The sequence below is a fragment of the Granulicella sp. WH15 genome (genome assembly GCF_009914315.1).
In the GTDB taxonomy this organism is placed as follows: Bacteria; Acidobacteriota; Terriglobia; order Terriglobales; family Acidobacteriaceae; genus Edaphobacter.
The window spans coordinates 736,503-760,144 of sequence record NZ_CP042596.1; the positions used below are offsets into that span (position 1 = coordinate 736,503).

At 63.6% G+C, this 23,642-nt stretch carries 19 protein-coding genes and 1 pseudogene; 3 read left to right on the forward strand and 17 right to left on the reverse strand.

What is annotated here, in order from left to right; genetic code table 11:
• Window positions 1-68: 68 nt before the first annotated feature.
• A complete protein-coding gene (locus FTO74_RS03325; protein WP_162536869.1) occupies window positions 69-1,685 on the forward strand; it encodes an EAL domain-containing protein in 1,617 nt (538 codons plus the stop codon).
• A gap of 45 nt (window positions 1,686-1,730) precedes the next feature.
• Here FTO74_RS03325 and FTO74_RS03330 read toward each other — a convergent pair whose 3' ends face one another.
• Window positions 1,731-4,469, reverse strand: a complete 2,739-nt coding sequence (locus tag FTO74_RS03330; protein WP_162539666.1) for a DNA translocase FtsK — start codon at window positions 4,467-4,469, stop codon at window positions 1,731-1,733.
• Between the two features lie 345 nt (window positions 4,470-4,814).
• Here FTO74_RS03330 and FTO74_RS03335 point away from each other — a divergent pair, with 345 nt between their 5' ends.
• Window positions 4,815-5,276, forward strand: coding sequence for a PA2169 family four-helix-bundle protein (locus tag FTO74_RS03335; RefSeq protein ID WP_162536870.1), 462 nt, complete (start codon window positions 4,815-4,817; stop codon window positions 5,274-5,276).
• A 116-nt stretch (window positions 5,277-5,392) separates the two neighbouring features.
• Here the strand turns inward: FTO74_RS03335 and FTO74_RS03340 are convergent, their stop codons facing one another.
• The 10 genes and pseudogenes from FTO74_RS03340 to FTO74_RS03385 form a co-directional block, all read right to left on the reverse strand.
• Complete coding sequence (locus FTO74_RS03340) at window positions 5,393-6,295, reverse strand: undecaprenyl-diphosphate phosphatase (RefSeq protein ID WP_162536871.1); 903 nt, start codon at window positions 6,293-6,295, stop codon at window positions 5,393-5,395.
• 56 nt (window positions 6,296-6,351) lie between these two features.
• The gene (locus FTO74_RS03345) at window positions 6,352-7,365 is read right to left on the reverse strand and encodes a hypothetical protein (RefSeq protein WP_255462472.1); all 1,014 of its coding nucleotides are present in this window, start codon (window positions 7,363-7,365) and stop codon (window positions 6,352-6,354) included.
• A 280-nt stretch (window positions 7,366-7,645) separates the two neighbouring features.
• Window positions 7,646-8,638, reverse strand: coding sequence for a threonine/serine dehydratase (locus FTO74_RS03350; protein WP_162536872.1), 993 nt, complete (start codon window positions 8,636-8,638; stop codon window positions 7,646-7,648).
• Window positions 8,639-8,686: 48 nt separating this feature from the next.
• Window positions 8,687-9,892 carry an alpha/beta hydrolase gene (locus FTO74_RS03355; protein WP_255462473.1) on the reverse strand — a complete coding sequence of 402 codons (1,206 nt, stop codon included), beginning with the start codon at window positions 9,890-9,892 and terminating at the stop codon, window positions 8,687-8,689.
• Between the two features lie 217 nt (window positions 9,893-10,109).
• The gene (locus tag FTO74_RS03360; RefSeq protein WP_162536873.1) at window positions 10,110-11,774 is read right to left on the reverse strand and encodes a ribonuclease J; all 1,665 of its coding nucleotides are present in this window, start codon (window positions 11,772-11,774) and stop codon (window positions 10,110-10,112) included.
• Window positions 11,775-12,000: 226 nt separating this feature from the next.
• Window positions 12,001-12,189 carry a hypothetical protein gene (locus FTO74_RS03365; protein WP_162536874.1) on the reverse strand — a complete coding sequence of 63 codons (189 nt, stop codon included), beginning with the start codon at window positions 12,187-12,189 and terminating at the stop codon, window positions 12,001-12,003.
• 84 nt (window positions 12,190-12,273) lie between these two features.
• Window positions 12,274-13,125 (reverse strand): 2,3,4,5-tetrahydropyridine-2,6-dicarboxylate N-succinyltransferase, encoded by an 852-nt coding sequence (locus FTO74_RS03370; RefSeq protein ID WP_162536875.1) that lies wholly within the window; start codon window positions 13,123-13,125, stop codon window positions 12,274-12,276.
• A gap of 63 nt (window positions 13,126-13,188) precedes the next feature.
• Window positions 13,189-14,112, reverse strand: a complete 924-nt coding sequence (gene dapA, locus FTO74_RS03375; RefSeq protein WP_162536876.1) for a 4-hydroxy-tetrahydrodipicolinate synthase — start codon at window positions 14,110-14,112, stop codon at window positions 13,189-13,191.
• 265 nt (window positions 14,113-14,377) lie between these two features.
• Window positions 14,378-14,860, reverse strand: a pseudogene (locus FTO74_RS03380) (DinB family protein); the annotation flags it as partial.
• Window positions 14,861-14,909: 49 nt separating this feature from the next.
• Window positions 14,910-16,730, reverse strand: coding sequence for a TonB-dependent receptor (locus tag FTO74_RS03385; protein WP_255462474.1), 1,821 nt, complete (start codon window positions 16,728-16,730; stop codon window positions 14,910-14,912).
• A 104-nt stretch (window positions 16,731-16,834) separates the two neighbouring features.
• Here FTO74_RS03385 and FTO74_RS03390 point away from each other — a divergent pair, with 104 nt between their 5' ends.
• A complete protein-coding gene (locus FTO74_RS03390) occupies window positions 16,835-17,275 on the forward strand; it encodes a MarR family transcriptional regulator (RefSeq protein WP_162536878.1) in 441 nt (146 codons plus the stop codon).
• 104 nt (window positions 17,276-17,379) lie between these two features.
• Here the strand turns inward: FTO74_RS03390 and FTO74_RS03395 are convergent, their stop codons facing one another.
• From FTO74_RS03395 to FTO74_RS03420, 6 genes are all read right to left on the reverse strand, one after another.
• Window positions 17,380-18,657: an aminopeptidase gene (locus FTO74_RS03395; RefSeq protein WP_162536879.1), complete on the reverse strand. Its 1,278-nt coding sequence runs from the start codon at window positions 18,655-18,657 to the stop codon at window positions 17,380-17,382.
• Between the two features lie 30 nt (window positions 18,658-18,687).
• Window positions 18,688-19,377: a dihydrodipicolinate reductase C-terminal domain-containing protein gene (locus tag FTO74_RS03400; RefSeq protein ID WP_162536880.1), complete on the reverse strand. Its 690-nt coding sequence runs from the start codon at window positions 19,375-19,377 to the stop codon at window positions 18,688-18,690.
• 83 nt (window positions 19,378-19,460) lie between these two features.
• Window positions 19,461-20,894 (reverse strand): lysine-sensitive aspartokinase 3, encoded by a 1,434-nt coding sequence (gene lysC, locus FTO74_RS03405; RefSeq protein WP_174242207.1) that lies wholly within the window; start codon window positions 20,892-20,894, stop codon window positions 19,461-19,463.
• Window positions 20,891-22,000, reverse strand: a complete 1,110-nt coding sequence (gene asd, locus FTO74_RS03410) for an aspartate-semialdehyde dehydrogenase (RefSeq protein ID WP_162536881.1) — start codon at window positions 21,998-22,000, stop codon at window positions 20,891-20,893. Before asd ends, lysC begins: the two co-directional genes overlap by 4 nt.
• Window positions 22,001-22,304: 304 nt before the next feature.
• The gene (locus FTO74_RS03415; protein ID WP_162536882.1) at window positions 22,305-22,619 is read right to left on the reverse strand and encodes a hypothetical protein; all 315 of its coding nucleotides are present in this window, start codon (window positions 22,617-22,619) and stop codon (window positions 22,305-22,307) included.
• Between the two features lie 79 nt (window positions 22,620-22,698).
• Window positions 22,699-23,499 carry a carboxypeptidase regulatory-like domain-containing protein gene (locus FTO74_RS03420; protein WP_255462475.1) on the reverse strand — a complete coding sequence of 267 codons (801 nt, stop codon included), beginning with the start codon at window positions 23,497-23,499 and terminating at the stop codon, window positions 22,699-22,701.
• Between the last annotated feature and the right edge of the window lie 143 nt (window positions 23,500-23,642).

Consider the following 23,642-nt stretch of genomic DNA (forward strand, 5'->3'; position numbering starts at 1 on the left):
GGCGCTACCTCATTGAAAATGGATCGAAGGAGTGGTGAGGTAACATTGCGCAGCGAGGATGTTTGGTCATGAGCCGAAGGCCTGTGCTGATGTTGAGCCGAACACCCCTGGCGCGTATCCTCCTGTTTTTCTCCGCCACCCTGCTGGGCGCGTTTCTGGCCTTCACCCTCTCGCGCCTGATAGGGCTGCACTCCGAACGGGCCGCGCTGGCTCGCGGCTCCCATCGCCTGCTCGACCAGGGCAACCTGCTCGGCATGGAGATCCGCCAGAGCCTCGACCACCTGACCCAGAACCCTCCGCCCGCCTGCTCCGACAGCGACATCGCCTTTATGCGCGACCTGGTCTTCAGCTCGCTGCACATCCGAGACGTGGGCCGTATGCACGAGGGCAGGCTCCTCTGCGCGGCGGGTGTGGGGCGGCTGGCCCAGCCGGTGGACCCCGGCGCTCCCAGCTTCACCGTCCGGGGAGCGCAGGTCTGGCCTGCGGCCAACCTGATGGCCTCACCCGCATCCCACGGCTTCATGATCGAGCAGGGCGGCGTCTTCGTCGTGCTCAACCCGGAGACCCTGACGGAGGTGCTCGACCCCGCACCGCACCACGCCACCGGCTTTCTCTACGACCAGCCGACCGGCCGCATGGTCCGGGTCTCGGGCGAGCCGGTCCCGCTCTCGGTGGCGGAGATCGCCGCCAGCCGCTTCCTCGTGCGCGACCACGTCTTCTATCAGCCGCTCTGCACCCCCACCTCGACGATCTGTACCGTTGTCTACGAGCGCTGCCGGGAGTACGAGGCCCGCACCCGTTCGCGCGTGGTCCTGCGGACGCTTGGCGGCGCGATTCTGGGCGCGCTCTTCGCGCTTTCGGTCATCACGCTCGATATCCGCTGCCGCTCCATGGAGTCGCAGCTTCGCCGGGCCATCCGCCACGGCTGCCTTACGCTGGTCTACCAGCCCATCGTGGACCTGGCTACCGAAGTTGTCACTGGGGCCGAGGCGCTCGTCCGCTGGGTCGACGAGGACGGCGAGGAGATCGGCCCCGAGGTCTTCATCGCGCTGGCCGAGTCCAAGGGGTTTGTCACGGGGATCACCCGCCTGGTGATGCACCGGGTCGTCGAGGAGCTGAGCGACCTGCTTGCCCAGGGCCGTCTCCGCATCTCGCTCAACATCACCGCGCAGGATCTCCAGAACCCGTCGCTGCTCGAGGAGCTGAACCTCTGCATGGACACGGCCCAGATCCACCACTCGCTCATCGGCCTGGAGCTGACGGAGCGGTCTACCGCTGACCACGGGCTGTCGTCCGGGGCCATCGCGCGGCTGAAGCAGGCGGGCTACTACCTGTATATCGACGACTTCGGCACCGGCTACTCCAGCCTGGCCTACCTGCACCAGCTCTCGGCGGACGCCATCAAGATCGACCGGACGTTCACCCACCTGGTCGGGGCTCAGGCGGACGGGAGCAGGTCGGTTACCTCTTCGGTCGTGCTGCAGATCCTCGAGATGGCGCGCCTGCTGGAGCTTCAGGTGGTCGTCGAGGGCATCGAGACTCCGGAGCAGTCCGAGTACTTCCGCAGGACGCTGCCCGGCATCGCGGGCCAGGGTTGGCTCTACAGCAAACCCCTGACGGCCCCGGAGCTGCGCAAGCTGCTCCAGGAGACGTCCTCGAGGAAGTCCACCGGAAAACTGTTCTAGCTCTTCGTGCGGTCTTTGGACGCTTCGCGTAAAGACGTCAAGCGCCTACCGCAGAGCCGCGTCTACTTCGCTGAAGTAATTCGGCGACTTCAAGATCTCCCGCGGCTTGCTCCCGTCCGCCGGACCCACCAGCCCATCCTTCTCCATCAGGTCGATCAGGTGCGCCGCCCGTCCATAACCCACGCGCAGCCGACGCTGCAACAGGGAAGTACTCGCCTTGCCAAACTCGAAGACCAGCCGCACCGCATCGTCGTACATCGGGTCGTCGTCATTCCCATCCGACTCGCCGTCTCCGCCCTTATCCTTCTCGTCCTTCGGCCCTTCGAGGAAGCCTTCGACGTACTCCGCCTGCCCCTGCGCGCGCCAGAACTCGGTCACCGCCGAGATCTCCTTCTCGGTCACAAACGGAGCATGAACCCGCTGCAAACGGCTCGTCCCCGGCGGTAGGTACAGCATGTCGCCTCTGCCCAGCAGGCTCTCCGCACCGTTCGAGTCGATGATCGTCCGCGAGTCCACCTTGGTCGCCAGCCGGAAGCTCATACGCGTGGGCACATTGGCCTTGATGAGTCCGGTAATCACGTCCACCGAGGGCCGCTGCGTCGCCAGAATCAGGTGGATGCCCACCGCGCGGGCCATCTGGGCCAGTCGCGTAATAGACTCTTCCACGTTCGACCGGTCCAGCATCATCAGGTCAGCCAACTCGTCGATGATGATGATGATGTAGGGCAGCGGCTCCTGGTTCACGTCCTCGAACAGGTACTCCGAGCCGCTATCGAAGAGCTTGTTGAACTGGTCGATGTTGCGGACGTGATTGGCGGCCAGCAGCTTCAGCCGCCGCTCCATCTCCCTCACCGCGTTACGCAGCGCATTGGCGGCCAGCTTGGCCTCGGTGATGATCGGGGTGAAGAGGTGGGGAATCCCCTCGTACATGCCCAGCTCGACCCTCTTCGGGTCGACCAGGATCATCCTCACCTGCTCAGGCGTGCTCTTGAAGAGCACCGACATGATCATGGCGTTGATCGCGACTGACTTACCCGAACCGGTAGAACCGGCGATCAGTACGTGCGGCATACTGGCCAGATCAGCGGTCACGATGCGTCCGTTGATGTCCTTTCCCAGCGCGATGGCCAGCTTGCTCTTCGACTGCGCGAAGCTCTCGCACTCGACCACGTCGCGCAGCCAGATCGTCTCGCGGTCGTGGTTCGGCACCTGGATGCCGACGGTGGACTTACCCGCCATGCGCTCGATCAGGATGGACTCGGCGGCCATCGCGAGGCACAGGTCATCGGCCAGCCCGGTCACGCGCGAGTATTTCACGCCCGCATCAGGCCGGAACTCGAAGGTCGTCACCACCGGGCCGGGGTTGATCTGGGTCACCTGCCCGTCCACGCCGAACTCGCCGCACTTCTCCACCAGCACCTTGGCCTCTTCGCGCAGAGCCTCCTCGCGCACGATGGCCTCTTCGCCGCTCTTGTACAAAAGCGACGAGGGCGGCAGCTTGTAGCCGCGCACGGACTTCGCCGTCATGGCCACGGGCTTGATATCGGTGTCGGCCCGCCGTCCGAACGAGATCGCCTCGGCCTGGGGCGCGGGAGCCTGATACGCCGGAGCCTGAACCGGCGGGGCAACTCTCTCGGGAACAATCCTCTCGGGAGCAACCCGTTCAGGCGCAACCCGCTGCGGCTCCGGCCATGCCGTCGCCTGCGGCTTGCTCACAAATCCGAACGGTTCTTCCTCCACCACCGGCTCGCCGAACTCGCGCCCATCGTACTCGTAGCTGATCTCGTCGATCTGCGGGGGCAGGGGAGCGGCCGCAGCCGCCAGCGCGTCCGCATACGGAGCCGCCGCTGCAGCCGCCGTGCCCAGCGCCGTCACCGGGGCCGCATCGACCATCAGCCGCGGCATGGCGTTCCAGACGCTCTGCGCCGGAGCCTCCACCGTCGCCTCATCCTCCGCCGTGGCGGCCACCTCGCCCTTGCGACGACGGCTCCACCAGCCGAAGAGGCTTCCCAGCAGGGTGTTGTTCGCGCCCGCCGCCCGCGCCGCCTCCTTCGCGGCCTCGCGCTCGGTCTTCTCGCGCTCTTTCCTGGTTGCTTCGAGCTGCTTGGCCCGCTTGCTGCCGTACTCTTCTTCGTCCTCGTCGCCGAAGCCGGGGATCGCCGCCTCGCTCTTCCGGTTCCGGAAGGCCATCCACCGCTCGCGCAGCACGCCCACAAAGGCGAAGCGCGTCGAGGTCCACTCCTGCGCCGTATTGAAGGTAAAGGTCGTCGCCAGGTACAGCGACAGAGCCACCATCAGGGCCACGACGATGCAGGCTCCCGGCAGGTTCAGGAAGTGCACCATCCCGTCGGCCACCATCCGGCCCACCATGCCCTCGATCGGCAGGGCTTTGTGCAGCAGCATGTGTCCCGGCAGCAGCGCGATGGCGGCGGGAGCAAAGAGCACCCACAGAAGCATCCCGATGGCCTTGGCCACGCCCGAGCCCGCCGCGACCGACCGCATCCAGCAGATACCCACGCGCCCCAGCAGCAGAGGCAGGAAGAACGCCGCGATTCCGATGATCTGGAGCAGAATGTCGGCCAGATAGGCCCCGGCGATGCCGGTCCAGTTGTGCGCAGGCCGTCCCGTCGCGTAGCCGCCCACGGTGTTGAACGAGGGATCGGTAGGCGTGTAGCTGACCAGCGCCAGCAGCAGCAGCCCGGCGGCCACCAGCACGATCATGCCCAGGATCTCGTTCACGCGTCGGTAGCGGGTCGGTGTGGAGACGAATCGAACGGTCTGCATGGTCTTCATGGGGGAGTCCTTCCAATCCTGAAACAAGCCCGAAAAGCGCGACAGAGCCCTCGGCGGATGCCGACAGCGGTGCCAGTCTCAATTACAGCAGAGCCCCGATTGTTTCGGGGATCTACGCAAGCTGCGGAATCAGGATGCAAACCCTTGCCCCCGCCGGGCATCTACCTTGTGCAGTGCAAGCCGGACCGCGGCGTATGCGATCCGGTCTCCAGAACACGGGTTGCGGGGCGCGGGGTTTTCGCGATTTCTTCCGCTTGCCGCCGGCGCAGGAGAATCGCGCCCAGCCGGCGAACCCGCCCCGATCTGGCAAATCCGTAGTAGCCAAGGGTACCCATCATGTCGACCGATGCAGTTAAAAACAGCACGCTTGAATCCACCGTGAAGTCAGTCATCAACGTTCTCCAGGACAGCCAGAAGGGCTTTGCCGATATCGGCGAGCACCTGAAGGATGAGACCCTGAAGCGCTACTTCTTGGCCGAGAGCCTCAAACGTGCCCGCTTCCGTGCCGAGCTGGAAAACGAGCTGCATCGCCACGGCGTCAAGGATGTCCACGAGACGGGCACCGTCTCCGGCACTCTCCATCGGGCGTGGGGCGATCTGAAGGGCAAGGTCTTCGGCTCCTCCGACCATGAGCTGCTGGCTACAGCCGAGCAGGGCGAGGACGTGGCCAAGAAGACCTACACCGAGGCGCTCGAGCAGGAGCTGCCGTTGCCTCTGCGTCAGTTGCTGACCGAGCAGTTCGCCCACATCCAGACCTCGCACGGTTACGTGAAGCTTCATCGCGACGAGACGAAATAAGCACGTTGAAATGCAAAATCCTCCCGTTGGTCGAAAACGAAGAATACTCGCTTCCGGCCAACGGGAGGACCTCAGAAGATCACCCGCCTATGCCGCCCCAGGGACGGCACGAAGTGCTAATAGCCTGCGGTGAACAGGTAATACACCACACCCGAGGCCACCAGGCAGTAAATCCCGAAGAGCCACCACTTGCCCGTCTCCAGCCACGAGCTGAGCCACTTGAGCGCTACCAGCCCGGCCAGGAACGAGAACACCATTCCCAACAGGCTCGAAACCAGGCTCGCCTTCAGGTCAATCGCCGCGCCGGTAGCCGCCGCTTCGTGCGAAGCCTTCAGCAGCCGCAGCGCCTCCATCCCCACCACAGCCGGTGTAAGCACCACCGCCAGCGCAAAGCTGAAGGTCTCCGCAGGTCCCTTCTTCGCGCCCACCAACATTCCCGCCGAGATCGTCGAGCCTGACCGCGAGAAGCCACGGAAGGGAAGCGCCAGCCCCTGCACCGCGCCCATCCAGCCCGCCTGCTTCATGGTGACGCTGGTGCCCGCCGTCGAGAGCAGGGAGGTGGACGACGAGGCCGCAGCCTTCTGGTTCCGCTCACGCAGCCCGGCGATCAGGATGATGACGCCCGCCGCCGCCAGCGCCGGAGCGATCAGGTCCAGCCGCCCGAAGAGCTGTTCCAGTTCGGCCTTGGGAGCGCCGTGAAAGAGCGTTTTCTCGATGATCTTCTTGATAACCTCGCCGATGACGCCGGTCAGGATCGTCGCCCAGATGACCCGGATCGCGAACCGCTTGAAGGCGTCGGCCGAGGCGAAGTACGTCTTCACCCACTGCTTCCAGAAGTACACGATCACCGCGAACATCGTGCCCGTGTGCAGCATCACCAGCAGCAGCGTCATCGCCGGGGAAGACGGGTCGAGGCCCATCAGTTTTTCAGCCACAATCACGTGCGCCGAGCTGGAGACCGGCAGCAGCTCCGCCAGCCCCTGCACAATCGCGAGGAGGATCACTTTGAGAAGAGTCATGCAGCCATTCTAGCTGTGAATTCTCAAGATTCCGTGAAGGGGTAAGTGTCTAGTTATCAGTCCCGGTCGCTGCCGAAGATCGGGATGCCCTGACGTACTTTATAGGCGATGCTCTGCGCGCGGGCCGCGTAGTCCGTCTTGCCGAATCGGTCCTTCATCTCCGCCGCCAGCGCCTGTACCTGCTTGGCTGCGTCGTCGGCCCGCTTCTTGTCTTCGTCGAAGTTGTACATCGAGACCAGCACGCCCTTGCGATAGATCGCGTGGTACATCGCCTCGGCGGCGCGCGGCGACTCCGGGAACTGGTCGGCGTACTTCAGGTACAGCACGGCCTCCATCTCGGGACACTTGGGCAGCCCCTGCCAGTCGCCGCACAGCTTGTTGTCGATCAGGTCGTACGCCGCCAGCATCGCCTGCTTCGACCCCGGATACATCTTCATCACCCGCTTCATCTCGCCCTCGTAGAGCTGAGGCCGCAGGTAGGATTCCTGCTCCTTGGCCGAGGGCAGCGTGCTCACGTCCCGCTTCTCGAGCTGCCAGCGGATATCGGCCGAGCGAAAGGCCGCCTCGGATGCCAGGGGCGAATCCGGAAAGTACTCCCACACCCGCCGATACAGCAGATGAGCGGCACTCGCGGCGTCCTTCGGAGCGTGAGGCTCGCTGGCCTCCTCCTCGAGGTTCGCTGCCGTTCCGAAGAGAATGGCGTCGCCACCCTCGGTATGCGCGTCCACGACACCCTTGTCCTTGATCCAGCCCGACTCCGGCGACTGCACCTGCTCCTCCGCAAACTCGGGTCGATCCTCCGGCTGGTCCGGTGTGTCCGAGTTGGCGAAGACCTTGATCCACGGGCCGCTGCGCTGGATCACCACGACCTCGTGGCCGGGCGTCACCTCGGAGACCTTCTGCGCAGCATCGTCCGCGCCGACGTAGACGATGGCGTCGTGCAGCAGCGTGGCCCGCGCCGAGCGGTCGTACCCCGAGCGATTATCCGGCTCCCCGTTCTTCGGCTTCTTCTGCGCCACGAGCGCACAAGGCAGGCAGACCCACGCAACCGCAATCCAGACTCGCATCATCCTCGCCTTCCGGTATCGAAGAACAAAATAAGCAAATGCAAGAACAAAGCAAACGGGGAAAAAGGGATAAAAAGGATCAAGACGGATCAAGCAAAAACAAAGCAAAACGGATCAAAACAAGCCGAGACAGGTCATGCAAAAACAGATTAAAACTTAAAACGGATCAAGCAAAAGCAAGTGATTGACCCTTGGCCACGACCAAATCCCTCTTGATGTTGCTTTTGTTTTAATCCGTCTTGATCCTTTTTATCCCTTTTTCCCCGTTTGCTTTGTCCTTCTCTTACCCAGTCGCAACCTCTTCGCGGAGCTTCTCCAGCAGCACCGGCTCCACGTTCCGCCCGCTCAGCACCACGACGACCTTCTCCACCTGAGGCAGCTCCTTGGCGTGGAAGAGCGCCGCTGCCGTGGTAGCCGCGCCGCTCGGCTCCGGCACCAGGTCGGAGTGGCGCAGCATCACCCGCATCGCCTCCAGAATCTCATCCTCCGACACGGTCACAATCCCGTCCACATAGCGCAGAATGTGCTCGAAGTTCCTCTTGCCCAGTGACTGCGTGCGTAGCCCGTCGCTGATGGTGCGGGTGGTCTTCGCCGCGGGCCACTCCACCAGTGTCTTAGTGTCGAAGCTCTCCTTGGCGTCGGCGGCCAGCTCCGGCTCGGCCCCCCAGACGCGGGTGTTGGTGCCCCGCTCCATGCTGGCCAGACGCACCGCCGTGGCCACGCCGCTCAGCAGCCCGCCGCCGCTTACCGGCGAGATGACCAGCCCGGCGTCGGGCATCTCCTCCACGATCTCCAGCCCGCAGGTGGCTTGTCCGGCGATGATGTGCGGATGGTCGTACGGGGGGATGATCGTATAGCCGAACTTCTCCGCCAGCTCCTCGGCCTTCTCCTTGCGCGCCGAGCTGGCCGGACCGACGAAGACCACCTCCGCCCCCAGCGCCCGCGTGGCCTCGATCTTCACCTCCGGCGCGTTGTCCGGCATCACGATGACTCCTTTCGCTCCCAGCGCCCGCGCCGCGTAGGCCACACCCTGCGCGTGGTTTCCGCTGGAGTAGGTGATGACCCCGCGCCCCAGCGCGTCGGCCGGAAGCTGCGCCACCATGTTGTACGCGCCGCGCAGCTTGAAGCTCCCGATGGGCTGGGCGGACTCGCACTTTACCCACAGCTCGAAGTCCAGCCCCGGCACATCCAGCCGCACCAGTGGCGTCTTTACCGCCACCCCAGCGATCCGCGCCTGAGCCGCCCGAATCTCCGCCAACGTCACCAACTCACTCATCGTTCTCTCCGCGACAACTTGATCGAGTCCATCTTATCGGCTCCCAGTCTATCGACTCTCGGCCTCGTGCATCACCAGAGCAAACAGATGCACCAGCTTCCACTGCTCCCACAGACCCGGACTGGCCGCGACGTCGATGTGCGAGATCACCGGGCTGACCAGCATCGCCCGCAGGCTCGACGGCGGCAGCTCGCGCGCCATCCACAGCGTCTCGGCGGCGGGGATGATGTTGTCGCCCTCGCCGTGCAGCAGGTACACCGGCGTCTTTAGTTGCTTGAGACGATCTCCGGGAGACAAAGCCTCCATCTCCCTGCCATGTTTCTCTATGGCCTGTTCGAGCCGCGCCTGCGTGGCCACAGAACCCGCATCCATCATCGCCACCGCCTCGGCCTCCTGGGCCTCGTTCAGCTTCGCCTTAGCTGCGTCCTCGGCGGGTTTGTCCTCGTAGAGATGAGCCCGCAGGACCGTCCTGACCGCCTCCACATCTGCCGGGGGGACGAAGTCCTCGATGTACTCGTACTCCAGCACCAGCGGACCGTACTCGTGCGCGGGCAGGCGCTCGATGGTGCCGTCCGGCCTCGCGTCCGCGCCGGTCCTGAAGTACTGGGCCACCCGCTCCATGCGGTCCTGCGACCCTACCGCAAACACAAACTTGAAGTTTTTCTCATACAGCGGATCGGTCGCCGCCACCAGCGCCAGCCCGCCCGAGAAGCTAAGCCCCATCACCCCGACCGGCCCACCTGTCTTCTTCGCGTACCACGCCACCGACTCGCCGATGGTCTCGACCGACTTCTGATCGACGTGGTAGTCCTTGATATCCGGTAATTCCGGCGTCAATACGCGCAGACCGCAGCTCGCCATCGCCGCCGCAAAGCTCTCCAGCCGAGGCTCGTCGATGCCCAGGTGATGGACCCCGTGGAGCACGATCAGCGAGGGAGCATCGGGCCTGTCGGTGGGCAGGTAAACCCGCGCCCGCACCTTGCCCGACGGCACCTCGAAGCTAAGGTCTTCAACCGAGATCGACTCGCCCACGATATTGCCGACGATTGCAGGCACCGGCTTGTTGCTCACCTGTTGCAATACCGCAATCGCCTGCAAATGCGCCCGCGCAAACGGCCACCCCGCCACGGCCAGCATCCCCGTCAGCCCCACGACCAGGGCCGTCCACCCGATCTGCCGTTTGTTGCGCTCCAGAAACCCCGGTTCCCGCACTGCCGGAGCCACCCTCTTTGCCGATCTCTTTTGCTTTGCCACCGTGGCTACGAGTCTACCAAGCAAGCCGGAAAGATATGTCCTGCCGGACGGGCCTCCTGCGCGGAGGGCGGTCACTTCGTGACTTTCATACTTGTCTGGGTGATTTAAAGAGCAAAGATCCTCCCGCTGGTCGGAAACGAAGATTGCTCGCTTCCGACCAGCGGGAGGACCTCAAAAAATCATCTCGGCTATGCAGCCCCGAGAACGGTACGAAGTACTAGATTTCCATGATGACGGGCATAATCAACGGCCTGCGGCTGGTGCTCTTCTGGATGAACCGCTTCAGGTCGTTGCGGATCTTCTCCTTGATGACGCCGTAGTCCTGCTTCTCTTCGGTGTTTGAGGAGTCCAGCGTCCGCTGCACGATGTTCCGCGCCTCGGCCATCACCTGCGCATCGTCAATCGCGAAACCGCGCACGACGATCTCCGGCTGGCTCTCTACGCGTCCGGTCCGCTTGTTGATCGCCAGGATCGGCAGCATAATGCCATCCTCAGACAGGTGCTTGCGGTCACGGATCACGACGTCCTCGACCACATCAATCGAGCCGCCCGAATCGATACAGATCCGCCCGGTCGTTACCTTGCCGTTCTTCTGCGCCGTGTCCTTGGTGAACTCCAGCACCTCGCCGTCTTCGAGCAGGATCGTCCGCTCCGGAATCCCCGTCGAAGCCGCCAGCTCGGCGTGCCGCTTCAGGTGGCGATAGTCCCCGTGGACCGGAATAAAGAACTTCGGCCGCACCAGGTTAATCATCATCTTCAGCTCTTCCTGGCTGCCGTGCCCGCTCACGTGGATCAGGCCGTTGGTGCCATCGTCGTGGATAACGTTGGCGTCGCGCCGCTCCAGGTGGTCGATCACCCGATAGATGGACTTCTCGTTGCCCGGAATGACGCGCGAGCTCATCAGCACCGTATCGCCCGCGTCGATTTTGGCGAACTTGTGGTTGTTCACCGCCGCCCGGCTCAGCGCGCTCATCGGCTCGCCCTGAGTGCCCGAGATCATGATGCAGAGCTTATCCGGCGCGAAGTCGCGGATCTGCCCCGGATTGATGAGCAGCCCCTGCGGAATCTTCAGGTAGCCCAGGTCCTGCGCGATCTCGGTCGAGTTATCCAGCGACCGTCCGATCACCGCAACCTTGCGCCCGTACTTGTGCGCCAGCTCCATCGCCAGGCTCAACCGGTGGATCGACGAAGAGAAGCAGCTAAAGAACATCTTCTTCTTGGTCTGCGCGAAGATCTCATCGAGCCGCGGACGTACGGCCTTCTCGCTCGGCGTCCAGCCCTTGCGGTCGACGTTGGTGGAGTCCTGCAACAGCGCCAGCACGCCGCCCGTCTTGCCCAGCTCGGCGAAGGCCTGCAGGTCGAAGGGCCGCCCGTCGGTGGGAGAGAGGTCGATCTTGAAGTCGCCGGTATGGAGAATGATCCCCACCGGCGTATGGATGGCCAGCGCCACGCAGTCCACCAGCGAGTGCGTCACCCGGATGGGCATGATGGAGAACGGCCCCAGCGTAAACCGCTTGCCCGGCAGTATCTCGATCAGGTCGGCATCGTCCAGCAGGCCGTGCTCGTCCAGCTTGCCCTCGACGTAGGCGAGCGTGAACTCGGTGCCGTACACCGGCACGTTAAGCTCGGAGAGGATCCACGGCAGGCCGCCGATGTGGTCCTCGTGCCCGTGCGTCAGGATGATCGCCTTCACCTTGGACCGGTTCTCGGTCAGGTAGGAGATATCCGGAACCACGATATCGACACCAAGCAGTTCTTCTTCAGGAAACATCAGGCCGGCGTCGATGACGATAATGTCATCCTGCCAACGGAGCGCCATGCAGTTCATACCGAACTCGCCAAGGCCACCCAGCGGAATCATTCTTAATTTATCTAGACTCATCAACTCCCGAGTCTAACAGCTATGCGGTTTTGGGGCTTTTTAGCTTTGACGTGCGGGAGTTTTGTCGTTGTTTCCGAAGTAGGTCCAGGCTTTAGCCCGGACATCTCAAGTTGCCCCGAATGCGGGCTTTAGCCCGCGAGGTATGCTTTTCTTTCCCCAGCCACCAATCCGGGTGCCCATGTCTCGGGTCTGAGACATGGGTTTCAACCAAGGGTACCCTTCGAAGTTAAATCGAGCGCAGAGCCCGGGCGGGGAGCAGGAAGATCGCCGCAACCAGCCCAAAGACCCCGGTGACGACGATTCCGACCAGCCGGAACGGCAGCAGAAGCAGCCAAACGATGGGATAGAGCACCAGCGCCATCAGGGCGACCGGCCAGCAGATGACGAGCAGAACGCAGAAGAGCAGAAGTTTCATGGAGATCAGCTTCCTTTCCCCATCAGATACGCAGACGGCGGAACCGAAGTTCCGCCGTCTGCAATCATCCCATAGGAAATCGAGCTAGCGCAGCAGATCTTCGAGCGCCAGCGACAGCTCCGTCTTCTCGTCGCGGTACTTCACGATCACCGGCGTCGCCAGGCTCAGCCCCCAATCCTTGCCGATCCCCGACGTCACCTGCCGCGACCCCGGTACGACCACCGCGCCGCTCGGGATAATCAGCGGCGTCTCCGCCGTGGCCTTGTAGATCTCGCCCTTCACCAGGTCATACACCGGTGTCCCGCGCGTCAACACGGTTCCGGCGGCCAGCACGGCCTTCGAGCGCACGATGGTGCCCTCGTAGACGCCGGTGTTGCCGCCGATCAGGGCGTCGTCCTCGATAATCACGGGCGAGGCGTTTACCGGCTCCAGCACGCCGCCGATCTGCGCCGAGGCCGAAAGATGCACGCGCTTGCCGATCTGCGCGCAGCTTCCCACCAGCGCGTGCGAGTCCACCATCGTGCCTTCATCGACGTACGCGCCCACGTTCACATAGGAGGGCGGCATCATCACGACGCCTTTGGCCATATAGGCTCCGGCCCGCACCGAGCTGCCGCCCGGCACCACGCGCACGCCATCGGCCACGGTAAACCGCCGCGCCGGGTACGTCGCCTTGTCTACAAAAGAAGCACCCGTGGGGCAGCCCATCTCCTCCAGTGCGCCCAGCCGGAAGCCCAGCAGGATGCCGCGCTTGACCCACGCATTTACCCGCCAGCCCGTCGGCGACGCCGCATCCGGCTCAGCCGACCGCAGCTCGCCCTTCTCCAGCCCATCGCGCAACTGTGCAAACGCCGCCAGCGCCTCGGGGTTGCCGATCGCCTCTGTACCCTTGCCGAACCAATACTCCACTACAGCTTCCAAACCCTGCTCGCTCAAAACCTCTCCGTTCCTGTTGTCATTTGTTCTTTTGTTGCTCTGTTCGAGCGGCCCGCTGTCTGTTTAGAAGACCCGCAGGTTATCCACGCGTCCGGTCGGGGCCTCCACCAGCAGCCCCAGCTCGCCCACCAGCGTCTCGAGCCGCTTCCGCGTGGCCTTGCTCACCGGGACCATCGGCAGACGCAGCACATCCTCGCCCTTGCCGACCATCGCCATCACGGCCTTCACCGGAGCCGGGGAAGCCTCCCAGAAGTGCGCCTGCATCAGCCGGAAGTACTGCCGGTTGATCTTGCGCGCCAGCTCCCAGTCGTCGTTCAGCGCCGCCCGCACCATCTGAGACATTGCCTGCGGAATCACGTTCGAAGCCACCGAGATCAACCCCGCGCCGCCCACCGAGATGATCGGCAGCGCCAGCCCGTCGTCGCCCGCGAAGACCTTGAAGCTCTTCGGCACCAGCGTCAGCAGCTCGGTAATCTGGACCAGATTGCCGCTCGACTCCTTGATGCCGACCACGTTGGCCAGTTCGGAGAGCCGCACCACGGTCTCCGGCTCCAGGTTCGCGCCCGTGCGCCCCGGAATGTTGTAGAGCAGGATCGGCAACGGCGTCGCTTCGGAGATGGCGCGGAAGTGCTGGTACTGGCCCTCCTGCCCGGGCTTGTTGTAGAAGGGGTTGGCGGTCAGGATGCCGGTCAGCCCCGGAACCTTTTCGAGCTGTCTGGCCCGAGCCACGGCGATGTGCGTCGCGTTGTGGGTGCATCCGGCGAAGACCGGCACCCGCCCCGCCGCGGCCGCGCAGGCGATCTCGATGGCCCGCAGCCACTCGGCTTCGGTCAGGGTCGAGGCCTCGCCCGTCGTGCCGCACGGCACCAGCAGCTCAATACCATTTTCGATCTGCCAACAGACCAGCGCGTGCAGCGCCGCCTCATCGAGCGATCCATCCCCGCGAAAGGGGGTTACCAGCGCAGTTCCACACCCGGAAAGTTCCATAGCACAGTTGAGTTTACAACCTCGAAGGTACTTCGTACCGTTCTCGGGGAGGTATGGGCGGGATTATCTTCTGAGGGCCTTCCGCTGGTCGGGTACTTCGTACGGTTCTCGGGGCGGCAGGGAAGGGATCATCTGCATGGGGCCTTCCGCTGGTCGGCAGCGAGCATATTTTTGTTTCCGACCAACGGGAGAGCCACGCGAAGCAGTAAAAAGGCGTGTAAACGCCCGCCCTCCGCGCAGGAGGCTCGTCCGGCAGGACAAGTCTTTAGCGTTTACGAGGCAGCGAAAGGTCCAGGTCGCCTCCGGTCAACTGCTTCGTCAGCACGATGATCTGTCCGGCGTGCATCTGCAGATGCGCCACAATCTGAAACACCGCCTCCAGAATCGTCATCGCCCCGTGAATCCCGGTCGGCTGTGGATTGATCTTCTCGAGCATCCGCTCCGCCGGAACCGACCCCACCACCACACAACACTCGCCCAGCGTCGCGGCAAAACGCTCACGCGTCTCGGTGACCTGAGCCTCAGTGATCTCCGCAAACTCCTCGTCTCGCTCGCGCACATCCGGCTGGCCGCCGATTCCATGCAGAAACCACTGCCGCATATTGCCTTCAAGGTGCAGCAGCAGGTTGGCGATGGAGTTCTCGTGAGCCGCGCCGCGATGTGCGATCTGAGCGTCGGTCAGCCGGTTCAGGCAGGCGTCGATATCCTGCTTCGTGCGCTGCATCCGCCATACGGCGAAGGTCAAAAACGTTCCTGCAAATTCATCCGGGACATGCCCCTGATTCTACCCGCGCCGCTCACCTCTTCGCTCGCGACAGCACCAGCTCGACCCCGCCGACAAAGCTGCGCCCCTGCATCTGTACGTTGTCGATCTCCTGATAGCCCGTGTTCGCGAGATTCGTCATGCGCAGGTAAGGATGCACTCGCCCCGCCTCACGCGCAATCGAGGCGTCCCACACCGCGTAAGGCGCATGGTGATATCGCTCGACGACGCCGAGCCGCGTGTCAAAAAGTATGCCCTGCTTCGAGCGCCAGCGATACTCCGTGCGCCCGTTGTTCACCGGGTAGTTCAGCACGTACTCCGATTGCAATCCGCCCAGCGCCTTCTGCGCGCCGGTCAGCAGCGTCCACGAGAGCTTCACCACGCCGCCACGGCTCGCCTGCCAGCCCAGCGATCCCTCCAGTCCCTTGAACGCCAGCCCCGGCAGGTTGCTCGCCTGCCACGGCTGCGCGCTGCTCGCCCGCGTGTAGTCGATGGTGTTCGTCTGGTTCGAGTAGAACCCCGTCAGCGTCGTCTCCAGCCGCGGTACTGGGAACCAGTTCAACCCCAGCTCGTAGCTCCACGCCGACTCCGGCTTCAGGTTCGCGTTGCCCAGCGTAGTCGGGTCCGAATAGTAGAGATCGAGATAAGTCGGCAACCGAAAGCCATAGCTCGCCGACCCTTTCAGGCGCAGCGAGTGCGGCAGCCACAGCGTGCCCGCAGCCATCGGGCTGGAGACCACGCGCCCGCCGCTGAAGACCTCCTCGCGCAGCCCCGCCGAGAGCGACCCGCGCCCCGGCACGCGCCACTCCACCTCACCGTAACCCGCGCCGCGATTGCGTCCATGCTGGCCCAGGTTGGTGCTATTGATCTGCTCGGTCGTCTCCTCAAGCCCGGTCTGCAAGGTCGTATTTTTGAAGATCTCGCGGCTGTCCCGCAACGCGCCCTGGAAGCTGTTGTCGATGTGTTGATTTTTATATCCGTCGGGCTGGTCCTTCTCGAGCAAGAAAATATCCGTGTGCCGCCGATACCCGAAGGCCGCCAGCGTGTGCTCGTCGAACTGCTGCGTCGCGCCGGTAAACCAGCCCTTCGTGCGTTCGCGCGAGTTGTAGTCGCCGAAGAACTGCGCTGCGCCGAACTTGCGGTCGTCAGTGGCCAGCAGCAGGTCGGTCGCGCCCAGTGCGCTTTTCAGCCGCGTCTCAGAGCTGAGATCCTCGGTGCGGTAGTCGCGGTCGGCGATAAAGCCCGTCGAGAAGTTGCGATCCCCGGCCAGTACCTCGCTCCAGCGCCTCTTCACCAGCGACGCCAGAAAGAGCTGGTGGTTCTCGTTGTAGCTGCCCACGCCCGCGTCCAGCCGCAACGTATCGGCCTCGGGCTGCCACGTCATCACGTCCACCACGCCGCCGATGGCGTCCGACCCATACACCGTAGAACCCGCGCCGTGCAGCACGTTCATCGAGCCGGTAGCGGCCAGCGGCACGGGCAGATCGAGGTTGAAGTGCGAGGTCTCGACGTTGGTCATGCGCAGCCCGTTCAGCAGCACCAGAGTCTGCTCGAAGGTCGCGCCACGCACGGAGATATCGGACAGCACCCCGGCGGGCGCACGCTCCTGAATATCAATCGAAGCATCGGTGCGCAGGTAGTCTTCGACGCTGCCGTACGCTTCGGGATGCTCCTGCGTGTCCAGCGCTACAACGGTCCGGGCCGACTCGCCCTCACTGACCGGCGTCACATTGCCCAGCACCACCACCGAGGTGTGCACCGGCGGAATCGCCTGTTGTTGCTGGCTGTCCTGCGCCTGTGCGGTTATGCTGCCTGCTGCCAATAAAGCCACGCCAATCGTTCGTTCGATGCTCAATGAGTACACCCCTCATCTGTCATCGTCAGCCCTGTTGTTACTTGTCACAAGGATAGTTCGGTACAGCTCTTGATAGTTGAATCATTCAATTATCTAATAGGAACATGCGTATCAACGCGTTTCTCTTTGAAAGCCCCATGTTCGCCATCACCCGCGCCGCACGCCGCTTCGACGCACTCGCGGCCCAGGCTCTCAGCGCCGAGGGGCTAAGCTTTCTCGAAGCCCTGGTGCTCGCGGCGGTCTTCTTCGAGTCGCCCCAGGTCATCAAGCCATCTCAGCTTGCCGAGACCTTCGGCACCACACGCGGCAACGTAAGCCACTGCATCTCATCGTTAGAAGCTCGCGGCCTGTTGCAACGCAAGATCGACCCCGCCGACGCCCGAGCCTATTATCTGCACCTGAAACCGCAGGGCAAACGGGCCGCGTTACAGGTCATCGGTGCGCTCGACCGTTTGCAGCGCGGCTTCGAGAAGGAAGTCGGCAAGAGTGCCTTGAGCACCATGCTGCAAACACTGCGCAGGCTCGAAACGACTTACAACGACTAGTCCTGCCGGACGGGGCACTTCGTGCTGTATTCGGCTTCGCGTGGTCCTCCCGTTGGTCGGAATCAAACAATGTTCGCTGCCGCCCAACGGGAGAATTACGTGTCTTACACCCACTCGCCCGCGCGCATCAACGGTTCGCTCGTTCCATCCTTCGCAACGCCATCCACGTTCATCTCACCCGACCCAATCATCCAGTCCACATGGATCAGGCTCGCGTTCGCACCCTTTGCCGCCAGCGCATCCCCATCCATATGCTCGCCATCAATCAGGCACGTCGCATAAGCCTGCCCCAGCGCAATGTGGCTCGCCGCATTCTCATCGAAGAGCGTATTCCAGAACAGAATCCCGCTCTGCGCAATCGGCGACGAGTGCGGCACCAGTGCCACCTCACCCAGCCGCCGCGCGCCCTCGTCGGTCGAGATCAGCCGGTTCAACACATCCTCGCCCGACGTCGCAGTTGCCGAGACGATCTTGCCGCCCTCAAAGACACAAGAGATATTCTCGATCAGCGTGCCTTGGTGCGAGAGCGGCTTCGATGCCTTCACGCGGCCATCCACGCGGTCTTTGTGCGGCGTGGTGAAGCACTCCTCGGTCGGAATGTTGGCGTTGCAGAAGATGCCGTTGCCCGCCTCGCCGCCGCCGCCCGCCCACAGATGATCGTCCGCCAGCCCCACCGTCAGGTCGGTCGCGCCGTCATTCGAGTGGAAGCGCAGCGCGTAGTACCGCTTCTCGTTCAGGTAGGCCACACGCTCGTGCAGGTGCCGCGAGTGCGCCTTCCAGGTAGCGACCGGATCTTCCTCGGTCGCGCGCGACGCGGTAAAGATCGCATCCCACAGCTTGGCGACGCCCTCTGCCTCGGGCAGGTCAGGGAAGACCAGCTTCGCCCACGCCGGAGTGGCGGCGGCCAGGATCGACCAGTTGATCGCATGGCGCGTAATCAGCTCCATCGCGGGCTTGTTGGCCTTCGAGCCAGCGATGTTCGCGCGCGAGACCTTTGCCGGGTCCTGCCCGGCCAGCAGCGCGGGGTTCGATCCGGCCAGCGCCAGCCGCGCCGCACCGCTGCCGAACGCGGCGGCGATCCCATCCGCCATCCACTGCGCGGCGTGGTCGAACGAGGCGTCCTGGGCGTACTTGTACCGCGCCAGCACGGCCTCATCGTCGCTGTAGAAGGTCGTCACCAGCAGCGCGCCAGCCTTGTACGCGTGCTCGGTGATGCGCCGCACCAGCGGCATCATTTCGGTGGTGGCCGAGATGACCAGCTCCTGGCCCTCACGCAGGTTCAGGCCCACGCGCACCGCGACCTGAGCGAAGCGGTCCAGCTTTTCTTCAAAGGGAAGGGATGCGAAATCGAACTCGAAGGGCGAAACGGCGGAAGCACTCATGCTCACAAGAATACAACTTCACGCCGTTGCCTACAGCTTCGAGAAGACCTCGCGGAAGTCGTAGCTCCCGCTCTTCTGCTTCACCAGCCACTCCGCCGCCCGCACCGCGCCTTCGGCAAAGCCGCGCCGCGAGAACGAGTCGTGCTGCAACACCAGCCGGTCGGCCTCGCTGGTCGCAATCAGCAGGTGAGTCCCCGCCGCATCGCCCACGCGCTTGGCCTCGATCGGCACAATCGCCACGCCAGCAGCCTCTTCCACCACTTCAGCCAGGCTCAGCGCAGTGCCCGAAGGCGAGTCGAGCTTGGTCACATGGTGCGTCTCTTCGATGGTGAAGGCATAGCCCGCGTCCTTCAGGCTCTTCGCCATCTGGGCCGCCACCTGCATCATCACCTGCACGCCGACGGAGTAGTTCGTGCCATAGAGCAGGCTCGCGCTGCGGCGCTCGGCCAGCCCGCGCATATCGGCCAGCTTGTCATACCAGCCTGTGGTGCCGATCACCATCTTCGCCCCCGTCGCCAGGCAGGCGCGCATGTTCTGCACCACCGCCTCGGGCGCGGTAAAGTCGATCACCACGTCGAAGCCCGCCACGAACGGCGGCGTCAGCGCCGCGGCGTCCTTGTTCTCCTTGGCGTCGAGCACGTGTACGCCGTGCCCGCGCTCGGCCGCCACATCCGCCACCAGCTTGCCTGTCTTGCCGTGCCCCAGTACCAGAACGCGCATTCCACCCTCTTTCAATACCAGCTTATCGGCGGCCGACTCCATCGAATCCGTCTGGATCTGTCGACGGCCGCCGAACAGACAGCCTACACCTTCGCCATTCGCGCTGTCGCATCGAACACAGCTTCATCAGGATCGGAGAAGAACTCCTGATGCAGAGAGCGCACCGCCTCCTCTACATCTTCCTCGTCGATCATGAAACTCATGTTGATCTCGCTGGCTCCCTGCGAGATCATCCGGACATTGATATCGCGCACCGCACCGAAGACCCGGGCGGCGATACCGTTGTGTCCGCGAATATCCTCGCCCACCAGGCAGACCAGCGCCTTGCGGCCCTCATACTTCACGTCGGCGATCTTGCCCAGCTCCGCGCAGATGGCCGGAAGCTGCTCGTTCGAGTCCACCGTCACCGAGATGCTCACCTCGCTGGTCGAGACCATGTCGATGGCGCAGTGGTACTTATCGAAGACGTCGAAGACAGCCTTCAGATAGCCGTGTGACATCAGCATACGGCTCGCGACCACATCCACAATCGTCAGCCGCTTCTTTACCGCGATGCTCTTGAGCGGGCTGGCGCACTTGGGCGCGATCGGCGTGATCTTGGTGCCTTCGTTGGAGGGGTTGCGCGAGTTGAGAACATACACCGGAATGCTCTTCTGCACCGCCGGAAGAATGGTCGCCGGATGCAGCACCTTGGCTCCGAAGTAGGCAAGCTCGGCGGCCTCTTCGAAGCTGATCGTCTTCACCCGCAACGCGTCGGGACAGATGCGCGGATCGGTCGTCATGATGCCGTTCACGTCCGTCCAGATCTCGATGGCACCGGCATACAGCCCGCCGCCGACGAGGGCCGCGGTGTAGTCGCTGCCGCCGCGTCCCAGCGTGGTGGTGACGCCCTGCTCGTTGGCTCCGATGAAGCCGCCCATCACGGGGACCGCGCGGGCTTCCACGAGAGGCAGTACGTGTTCTAACAGCTTGGCCTCGATGATCTCTTCGAGTGGCGCGGCCTTGCCGAAGTGCGAGTCGGTGATGATGCAGGTGCGGGCGTCGACGTGCGCGCCCGAGAGGCCGCGATGCTCGAAGGCGCGCGCGACCATGATGCTGGAGAGGCGCTCGCCGAAGCTGACGACGAGGTCCGTGCTCCGCTCGGTCAGCTCTCCCACTGCGGCGATTCCGCGCAGCAGGTCGTCAAGCGCGTCGAACTGGCGATGCAGGAAGTGCGCCAGCTCCGCGATCTCGCGGCCGACGATCTGGTCCGCCGTGTCGAGGTGCCGCTTGCGCAGCTTGAACGAGATGGCCACCGCGCCGTCACGGTCGCCGCCTCCGGCTGTGGCGGCAGCGGCCAGCAACTGGTCCGTCACCTTCGCCATGGCCGAGACCACCACGATGGGCTGCAAGCCCTGATCGCGCCGCCCCTTCACGATGCCGACGGTGCGCTTGATCGCCTCTGCATCCTCCACCGAGGTGCCGCCGAACTTCATTACAACAATCTTGGGCCTGGGTTCCGACACCGCTGCGCTCATGCCGTCACCAGCCCTGCTGCCGCTCCCTTGGGGGCGTCGAGCTTGCCCAGCATGGCCAGGATCTCCGCGTTCAACAAGGCTGCTCCAGCGGCTCCGCGAATCGTATTGTGCGAGAGCACCACGAACTTCCAGTCCAGCAGGTTACACGGACGCAGGCGTCCCACGGTGGACGCCATGCCGCGTCCACGCATACGGTCCAGGCGCGGCTGCGGACGATCTTCCGCAGCGTCATACTCCACCGGCTGGTCCGGGGCCGAGGGCAGGTCCTGCCCCTCGTGAATCCCGCGCAGCGGCGAGAACTCCGCCCAGGCCGCGAGAATCTCCTCGCGGGTCGCGGGCTTGCGGAACTTGATGCTGACGCACTCGGTGTGGCCATCTTCCACGGCCACGCGGTTGCAGTGCGCGCTCACCTTTACGTCGAGCATCTCGACATGGTCGCCGCGCACCGCGCCCAGCAGCTTCGCAACTTCTTCTTGCAGCTTCTCTTCTTCGTTCTTGATGAACGGGACGACGTTGCCGAGAATGTCCAGCGAGGCGACGCCGGGGTAGCCCGCGCCGCTGATGGCCTGCATCGTGCTCACGAAGAGGCTCTCGATGCCGAAGCGTTCCTCAAGAGGCTTCAGTGCCAGCACCAGGCCGATGGCCGAGCAGTTGGGGTTCGTCACCATGAACCCGCCCGACTCCTTGCGCCAGCTCTGCCCGTCGATCATGCCCAGGTGGTCGGCGTTAACCTCCGGCACGACCAGCGGCACATCGCTCGTCATGCGGAAGGCGCTCGAGTTCGAGATGACGGCGCAGCCTGCTGCCGCGAACTTCGGCTCCAGCTCGAGGGCCACGCTTGAATCCAGCGCCGCGAAGATGATCTTCGGCAGCTCGCCCGAAGGCGTGCCCTCGGGCACGTTCGGCATCAGGGTCATGGCTGCGATCTTCGCCGGAATCGGCGTATCCAGCTTCCACCGGCAAGCCTCGGCGTAGGTCTTGCCTGCGCTGCGGTCGCTCGCCGCCAACCATGCAACTTCGAACCACGGGTGGTCCGCCAACATCTGAATAAACCGTTGCCCGACCATGCCGGTCGCGCCCAGAATCCCAACTTTGCGTCGTTCCATGATCCCTCTAGGATACAGCAACCTTTGGTCCGGAGTGCGCATCCGGGCACCATGCCCACGGCGAAAACCTACGAACCAACAGCTTTTTTAAGCATAGTCACCCGCAGATAAAGACGGCATAAGTACTTCGGCACTTCGTGCGGTTCTCGGGGCTGCATGGGAGGGATCATGTTTTGAGGGCCTCCCGCTGGCTGGCAGCGAGCATCTTTTGATTCCGACCAACGGGAAGACACCATGCGAAGCTATAAAAAGGCGCGCAAACACCGCCCCGCTCGTAGCGGGCTCGTCCGGCAGGACAGTGTTTTTAGAGGCTGTTCGAGCGCCAGCGTTGCGTGTGATAGCTGCCCGACCCGCCCCAAACCATCAGCGCAACGATGGCGTGGATGAGGAACCACATCGTCAACCCCTGATCGCGATAGATGAGCACCAGGATCAACACGCGCGGCAGCAGCAGCGCCAGGATCGGCGAGAGCAGCGAGTCCAGATGAAACCGCACCAGGTCGCGGTCGAACCAGGCGATGATGAGCGCGATGCGCGGCAGAAACAGCGAGAAGACCAGAAACCAAAGCGGCAGTGCGTGAACCGCAAGGGAGTTGACGTCGAGAAGATGGTTGCTCATGGTCGTGTTGGTCCTTCCAGCATAGGTGTTGCTGTAGGTGCGATGTGCGGCCAGCCCGGATGGTTGTTAGGCCCTGTCGTTACTTACTGAAAGCAAAGTCAGCCTTGGCTTCACCCTTGGCCGTTACGGTCACGGTCAGTGTCTGCTCGCCCAGCTTCTCGTGTACCGCGCCCAGCGTGTACGTGCCTGCAGGCAATCCCGCAATGCTGAAGTTCCCCTTCGCATCGCTCACCGCGAAGAACGGCGTCTGCGACACGTTGATAAACGCATTCATCCACGGATGATTGTTGCAGCGCACCGGGATCATCAGCTCCGGCACCTTGAACTGCTTGCTCTTCGGAGTGCCCTTCGGACTCTGCGATACATCCACCGTCTCATTGCCGACCACCGTGGGCATCGTATGGATGTTGTGCATCGTCACATCCGAGTTGTGAAACTCGACCGAGCCGCCCCGCACTACGCCCACCACGTGCGGCTCGTACTGGCAGCCCTTCTGGTCCATCACCACCGGCGCGCTCATGCTGCTGCCGATGGCCATCGCCGCCGCCGGACCGCTCTTCACATACACGAAGACGTTCGCCAGCTTGCCCTCGTGGACCACATACTGCTCCGAGAACATATCCCCGCCACCGCTCATGCCGCACGCCGGGTCCATGCTCGTGTCGATCCTGACCGGAGCAGGAGCCTTGCCGTTGAAGTGGATCGTTCCGCTCACCGCGCCCAGCGTAGCCGGGTCCAGCTTCACGGTGGGCGCTGCCGGGGAGTAAGCCTCGGATCGCGGCGCAGCGCCACTCTCCGAGGTGCTCTTCACCGCGGTATCCGGCTTACATCCAGCCAGAGCCAACACCGCAAAACCAGCCAGCAGAACGATCTTCTTCAACGCAAAGCTCCCTTTATAAAGACCTGTCCCGCCGGACGGGCCCGCTACGCGCGGGGCGGGCGTTCACGCGCCTTTTTACTGCTTCGCATGGTCCTCCCGTTGGTCGGAAACAAAAGATGCTCGCTGCCGACCAACGGAAGGCC

Excerpts from the sequence above, each read along its gene's own strand:
- FTO74_RS03350 (WP_162536872.1), bottom strand. The coding sequence starts at position 8,638 with ATGAGTGAGTTGGTGACGTTGGCGGAGATTCGGGCGGCTCAGGCGCGG.
- FTO74_RS03395 (WP_162536879.1), bottom strand. The coding sequence starts at position 18,657 with ATGAGTGCTTCCGCCGTTTCGCCCTTCGAGTTCGATTTCGCATCCCTT.
- lysC (WP_174242207.1), bottom strand. The coding sequence starts at position 20,894 with ATGAGCGCAGCGGTGTCGGAACCCAGGCCCAAGATTGTTGTAATGAAG.
- FTO74_RS03400 (WP_162536880.1), bottom strand. The coding sequence starts at position 19,377 with ATGCGCGTTCTGGTACTGGGGCACGGCAAGACAGGCAAGCTGGTGGCG.
- FTO74_RS03340 (WP_162536871.1), bottom strand. The coding sequence starts at position 6,295 with ATGACTCTTCTCAAAGTGATCCTCCTCGCGATTGTGCAGGGGCTGGCG.
- FTO74_RS03330 (WP_162539666.1), bottom strand. The coding sequence starts at position 4,469 with ATGCAGACCGTTCGATTCGTCTCCACACCGACCCGCTACCGACGCGTG.
- FTO74_RS03325 (WP_162536869.1), top strand. The coding sequence starts at position 69 with ATGAGCCGAAGGCCTGTGCTGATGTTGAGCCGAACACCCCTGGCGCGT.
- FTO74_RS03335 (WP_162536870.1), top strand. The coding sequence starts at position 4,815 with ATGTCGACCGATGCAGTTAAAAACAGCACGCTTGAATCCACCGTGAAG.
- FTO74_RS03415 (WP_162536882.1), bottom strand. The coding sequence starts at position 22,619 with ATGAGCAACCATCTTCTCGACGTCAACTCCCTTGCGGTTCACGCACTG.
- dapA (WP_162536876.1), bottom strand. The coding sequence starts at position 14,112 with ATGGAACTTTCCGGGTGTGGAACTGCGCTGGTAACCCCCTTTCGCGGG.
- asd (WP_162536881.1), bottom strand. The coding sequence starts at position 22,000 with ATGGAACGACGCAAAGTTGGGATTCTGGGCGCGACCGGCATGGTCGGG.
- FTO74_RS03365 (WP_162536874.1), bottom strand. The coding sequence starts at position 12,189 with ATGAAACTTCTGCTCTTCTGCGTTCTGCTCGTCATCTGCTGGCCGGTC.
- FTO74_RS03360 (WP_162536873.1), bottom strand. The coding sequence starts at position 11,774 with ATGAGTCTAGATAAATTAAGAATGATTCCGCTGGGTGGCCTTGGCGAG.
- FTO74_RS03390 (WP_162536878.1), top strand. The coding sequence starts at position 16,835 with ATGCGTATCAACGCGTTTCTCTTTGAAAGCCCCATGTTCGCCATCACC.
- FTO74_RS03345 (WP_255462472.1), bottom strand. The coding sequence starts at position 7,365 with ATGATGCGAGTCTGGATTGCGGTTGCGTGGGTCTGCCTGCCTTGTGCG.